This window comes from Rhodococcus sp. APC 3903, assembly GCF_030407755.1.
In the GTDB taxonomy this organism is placed as follows: Bacteria; Actinomycetota; Actinomycetes; order Mycobacteriales; family Mycobacteriaceae; genus Rhodococcus_F; species Rhodococcus_F erythropolis.
In genome coordinates, this window is the sequence record NZ_JASDCV010000063.1 from 1 (window position 1) to 6,407 (window position 6,407).

The window sequence follows — 6,407 nt, forward strand, 5'->3', positions numbered from 1 at the left end:
CACCATCCCAACCACCCACCACCAACCCACGCTCACCCGCGACAAACACGTCGACCTCACCGACCGGTGTATCCGCGTTCGCTGCGAAGGCGGCAAGAATTCGCGACATTCGCTGTGCAATGGTGCCGACCGCGGCGCGGTCGAATGCCGCCGGCTGATACCGCAGGCTCACCTGCAGCGTCGGTTCCGCGACCGACAGCACGGTGAGCGGGTAATGCGTGGCGTCGCGGGCATTCACAGCGGTGACGCGCATACCGGCTATGTCGGTGTTCCCGTCCATCCCCGAGGTATCGATCGGATACGACTCGAAGACCGACAGTGTGTCGAACAAATTGCCTGTCCCTACGGCAGATTGAATCGCGCCGAGTCCGACATAGTGATGATCGAGCAGATCTGTCTGCTCGCCTTGTAGTCGAGCGAGCAGCTGTGCACACGTCTGGTCTGGATCCAGTTGCACGCGGACAGGCAATGTGTTGATCAGCAGCCCCATCATGTTTTCCACACCAGGCAATTCAGGTGAGCGGCCCGAGACTGTGACGCCGAAGACTACGTCTTCGCGGGAAAGCATTCGAGACAACAGGACACCCCACGCCGCTTGGATCACCGTGTTCATCGTGATCCCGCTCCGCTGGACCAGCGCACCGAGTCCGTCGAGCACCGAATCGGGCAGATCGACGGTGACCTCTTCGGGTACCACCTGATCGGCGGTCGGCGCCGAAGCCGCCAACAACGTCGGCTCGTCGACGCCTTCCATGGCATCCTCCCAGACCGCGAGCGAGGTCTCGATGTCGCGGTGCGCCAACCATTCCAGATAGGTGCGGTACGACGGAGTCTGGGGCTGATCGGCCGGGACGCTCTCGACCGGGAGACTGTCGTCCGCGTATCTCATCAGCAGTTCGCGTACCAGCAACGGCATCGACCAACCGTCGAGAACGATGTGATGGTTTGTCACCACCAACACACACCTCGTCGGCGAGGTTCGCAGCAACGTCAGCCGAAGCAGTGGCGGCGAGGCGAGGTCGAAGGGTGCACTGCGATCCTCGTCGAGGCGGCGCTCCAGCTCTGCTTCGGTTGCCGATCCGCAATCACTCAGGTCGACCTCGGTCCAGGGACTCACCGCATCGTCGACAATCAACTGCACCGGTAGGCCGTGTGCGTCGTAGACGAACGCTGCACACAGATTCGGGTGGTTTGCCAGTAGTCCGGCAGCAGCGCCGCGCAAACGCTCGGAATCAACCGCTCCTTCCAGCTCGACGCACAACTGCGCTGTGTAGACGTCCGTCGACGTCGCCGCCAGTGAGGCATGGAACATCAGCCCGGCCTGAAGGGGCGACACCGACCAGACATCGTGCAATCCGGGGAAGTCGTTCTCCCAGCGTTCGATCTGTTGTTGGTCCACGGAGACCAGGGGAATGTCCGACGGCGTCAGACCGCCCGCATAAGGTCGCGACGCGTGCGCGGTGAGTCCGTCGAGCGCACGACGCCACAGTTCCGCGAACTCCGCGATGTCAGACCTGTCGAGCACTCCGCGGGGAAAGGTGAAAGATGCTGTCAGGCAGGGCCCGTCGACATGGTCCTCAACCGCCGCGTTGATGTCGATCACGGACGCCACAGGCATGGACCGATTCTGGGTTCCGCCGAGCTTTCGATTGCCCTCCACCGGCAGCCAGTCCTGTGTTCCGTCAGAGGAGCTGATCCGGCCCAGATAGTTGAAACTGATCTGAGGAGAACGGAATCGGCCGAGTGGTTCGCTCTCGCCCGACAGGTAGCGCAACATCCCGAATCCGATTCCATGATCGGGGATCGCACGCACGTATTCCTTGACGGCTTTGAGAGCCCGTCCGGCGTCGGCGCCACCTGCCAGTGCGTCGTCGACGTCGATTCCGCCGAGGTCCACGCGCACCGGGTAGAGCGTGGTGAACCAACCAACGGTGCGCGCGAGGTCTGCGCCAGGAACCGCTCCTTCCTCGCGGCCGTGTCCTTCGAGCGTGATCAGGGCGGCAGCGGTATCCATACCGCGGCGTCGTCGCCACTCGATCGAGGCCAACGCAACAGCAGTGAGGAGTCCGTCGTTCACGCCGGCGTGAAATGCCGCAGGAACCGTGGTGAGTAGGTTCCTGGTCACCGGAGGCGCGATGTCCACTGTGACGGTGTCGACCGTGCCGTCGACGTCGATCGTGGGATCGATTGGGCGCGAACCGATCAGCGGGTCATCGCCGTCAAGGATCGTTTTCCACATGTCCCGTTCGACGCTCCGGTCGCCCACGTGCTCGACAAGCCCGTGCGCCCACCGCCGGAACGACGTTCCGATCTGTGGCAGTTCGGGCGTGACACCGGCCCGGAGTTGTGCTGTCACCGTCGCCAGGTCGGTGACCAGAATGCGCCACGAGACGCCGTCGACAACCAGGTGATGAATCACCACAAGTAGTCGGCCCCGCTTGTTCGGCAAGCCAGGGATGTCGGCCAGGTCGAACCAGATCACGCGCACCATGTCGGCCGCGGCGGGATCCAAGCTGTCGGCAGCGGCCTCGAGCTCTCCCGACGCCAAGGCCCTGAAACCTTCGTCGTCCACCGAACCGACAGCTACTCGATGGATCAGTCCTTCGGCCGAGATCGAGCCGGGTGGTAGGACTTCCATGACCCGGTCACTCTCGCCCAAGCGCGCTCGAAGCATTCCGTGGCGGTCCAGCAACACCTGGAGACCACGGACAAGGAGATCCTGGGTGAGATCAGCGGGAGCTGTCAGCAAGAGCGCCTGGGAGAACCGTTTCAATTCGCCGCCACGCAGCCCGCCACTGTTGCGGTCGAGCATCCACTGCGCCACCGGGCTCAGTGGAACAGTTCCGACAGCGGATCCGGGTAGCTCCACGAGCACATCAGGACCGTCCTGCTCCATGTGCGCCGACTCGGCAAGCGCGGCAACAGATTTGTGGTCGAATACGTCTCGGGGCGAGATGATCACACCAGCATCGCGAGCGCGGGCCACCAATTGGATGGACATGATGCTGTCTCCGCCGAGCTCGAAGAAGGAATCGTGCACTCCTACGGTGTCCAGGCCGAGAACCTGCGCGAACAGAGCGGCAAGAAGATTCTCGGTTTCCGTTCGCGGTGTCCGGTCGGGTGTGGCCGTGGACGAGAAATCGGGTGCGGGAAGTGCTGCGCGGTCCAGTTTTCCGTGAACCGTCAGCGGAAGTGCGTCGAGCACCACAACCGCCGCAGGCACCATGTACGACGGCAGACGCTTGCCTGCATGCGCGAGGACGTCTCGCGGATCGACACTCGCTCCGCGATCGGGAACCACGTATCCGATCAACCGATCCCTGCCGTTCAACCGATCCCTGCCGTCGCCGTTCCAGACGCCCGTCACCGCCTGGGCCACGCGCGGGTGCGTCTGCAGTGCCACCTCGACTTCCCCGAGTTCGATGCGGAACCCACGGACCTTCACTTGGGCATCGGTGCGCCCGAGATACTCCAGCTGTCGGTCGGGCGTCCACCGCACGCGATCGCCCGTGCGATAGATCCGCGTTCCCGGCGCACCGAAGGGATCTGCGACAAACTGCGTGGCGGTCAACGGGGATCGCCGGTGATAGCCGCGAGCGAGAGCCGGCCCGGCAAGATACAACTCTCCCGCGACACCTACCGGTACCGCTCTCAGACGCGAGTCCAGCACTACCTCGCTGAATCCGCGAGTAGGTGCGCCGATGGTGACCGGGTCGTTCGGAGCCAGTGCCGCACTGATGTTCGACACCACAGTTGCCTCGGTAGGACCGTAGGCGTTGAACATCTTTCTGCCCGGCGCCCAGCGGACCACCAATTCCGGCGGGCACGCCTCCCCACCTGTCACGACACAACCGACAGTGGTGAGTCCGTCTGGGGCGACGGATGCCAAAGCCGCCGGAGTCACAAAACAATGGGTGACGCGCTCGCGCTCCAGTAGCGCCGCCAGTTCCGCCCCGCCGTAGACGGTCGGTGGCACGATCACCATCGTGGATCCCGCACCAACGGCCAACATGAGTTCGAGAACCGAAGCGTCGAAACTCGGCGAAGCGAAGTGCAGAGTTCTGGATCGGGTCGTGGCGGCGAATGTCTCGCGCTCCTGGAGAGCAAAGTTGCTCAACCCGCGATGAGTGACCGTCACACCCTTGGGTGTTCCCGTTGATCCCGAGGTGTAGATCAGATAGGCCGGATTGTCGATTCGAATCCGTGCCTTCCGATCCTCGTCGGTGACTTTCGATGGCGAGTACGCCCACAGCCGTTCCTCGAAACCAGCATCGTCGAGGACCAGCCACGGCACGAGGCCGGACAATGCTGCGTGGTGAGCTCGGGTCGTTATCCCCCACGCTGCACCGGAGTCGCCCAGCATGTACTCGATACGTGCAGCAGGAAGTCCCGGGTCCACGGGAAGGAATGCCGCACCTGTCTTGGCAATGGACCACACCGCCAGAACGGACTCGACGGAGCGTGGGAGACACATCGCCACCACCGTTTCGGGACCCACTCCGGATTCGATCAGCATGCGGGCCAATCGATTCGACTGTGCGTCTAGTTCGAGATAGGTCACTTCACGTTCCTCGAACACCAGCGCGACGGCGCCGAGATCCTGGGCGGTCGCCATATCTGTTGCTGTCGTGAGCAAATCGGGAAGGGTCTGAACAGCGGTGGAGATCACACCTCGCACGGGTACCAGTTCGGCTGACTCACGGGCGTCGAGGATATCGATATCTCCGATCCGCGATTGCGGATCCGTGGTGACGTACTCGAGAATCCGTTGCAGGCGGTCGACGAAGCCCCGTACTGTTTCCTCGTCGAAAATATCTGCGGCATATCCGAATTCAGCACGAATACCATCCGATTCACCGGCGGTGCCAGTGTTCTGCGCCACCGTCAACTGCAGATCGAAGGTGATGGTGTCGATCTCGACACCCACGTCGGTCACCTGCAGGTCGGGAAGTTCCAGTGTCGGTCGCTCGATGTCTTGGAACTCCAACATGACTTGAAACAGGGGCGAGTATGCCGTCGAACGTGAAGGATTCACTATCTCGACGACTCGTTCGAACGGCACGTCCGCATGAGTGAAGGCGCTCAGATCTACGTTTCGGACCTGGTCGAGGAACTCCCCGAAAGTCGCGCCGCGGTCCACTGCAGTGCGCAAGACCAACGTGTTGACGAACATGCCCACCAGGTCGTCGAGTTCGCGCTCCCCACGCCCGGCGATCGGAGTTCCGACGGCTACGTCCTCCTCATCGCTGAGCCTAGCCAGCAGCACTGCCAAGGCTGCGTGCACAACCATGAAGACGGTGGCGTTGTGTTTGCGCGACAGGGCAACCACACCGGCATGAACCTCCGGACTGAACTCGAACCGAATCCGTCCGCGTCGAAGCGAACGCACATCACCGCGCGGTCGATCGGTCGGAATGTCGAGAACTTCCGGTGCACCCGCAAGATTCTCGACCCAATAGGCGAGCTGTTTCGAGATCAAAGACCGAGAGTCGGATTCCGAACCCAACCAACCACGTTGCCACAACGCATAGTCGGCGTACTGGATCTCGAGCGGCGCCCACCGAGGAGCCTCACCGCTCACACGGGAGGTGTACGCGCTCATGAGATCTCGGGCCAGCGGTACCGTGGAGAATCCGTCGGCGGCGATGTGGTGAATCACGATCACCAGGACATGCGAGTGGACCTGGTCGTCTCGCCGCAACAAGGTGGCGCGCATCGGGACCTGCTGCATGACGTCGAAACCATCCGAAACGATCTGCCGGCAACGCTCGCGCAGCTCTTCCGCTCCCTGCACAAGTATCGGTGCGAGATCCGATACCACCTGTGAGGTAGACATGATCACTTGACGCGGGCCGTCGTCAGTGAGAGGAAAAACAGTGCGCAAGGACTCGTGCCGCTCGACGACGTCGACAAATGCCGCGTGCAGTGCACTCAGATTCACTGTGCCGTCGAGCCTCAACGCGCACGCGACGTTGTAGGCGGCGGACTCGGGGTCGAACTGATTCGCAAACCACATTCGCTCCTGCGCCGGCGAAAGTGGGATATCCGTCGTCGTACCCCGCGGCCTCAACGCCGGCTTGGCCCCCTCTCCTCCGCGACACTGCGCCAACTCGGCCAGCGCTGCAACGGTAGAAGCTTCGAAGACGTCGCGGATGTCGATCCGTTCGCCGAGAACAGAATTCACTCGCGCAACCAACCTGGCTGCACTCAGAGAGTTCCCACCAAGGGCAAAGAAGTCGTCGTACACGCCCACCGTCGACGTTCCCAACAGATCATCGAAGATTGCGGCAACCGTCTCCTCGACCGGCGTTCGCGGCGCAACATACTGCAGCGATCGAGGTTCGAAGTTGACGTCCGGGAGGGCTTTACGGTCCAACTTCCCATGCACCGTCACCGGAAACTCCCCC

General features: G+C 62.5%; 1 protein-coding gene. It reads right to left on the reverse strand.

Annotated features, from left to right (window positions below):
* On the reverse strand, nucleotides 1–6,394 hold a 6,394-nt coding region (locus QMA15_RS32355), incomplete at its 3' end, for a non-ribosomal peptide synthetase (protein WP_290289204.1).
* Nucleotides 6,395–6,407 lie beyond the last annotated feature (13 nt).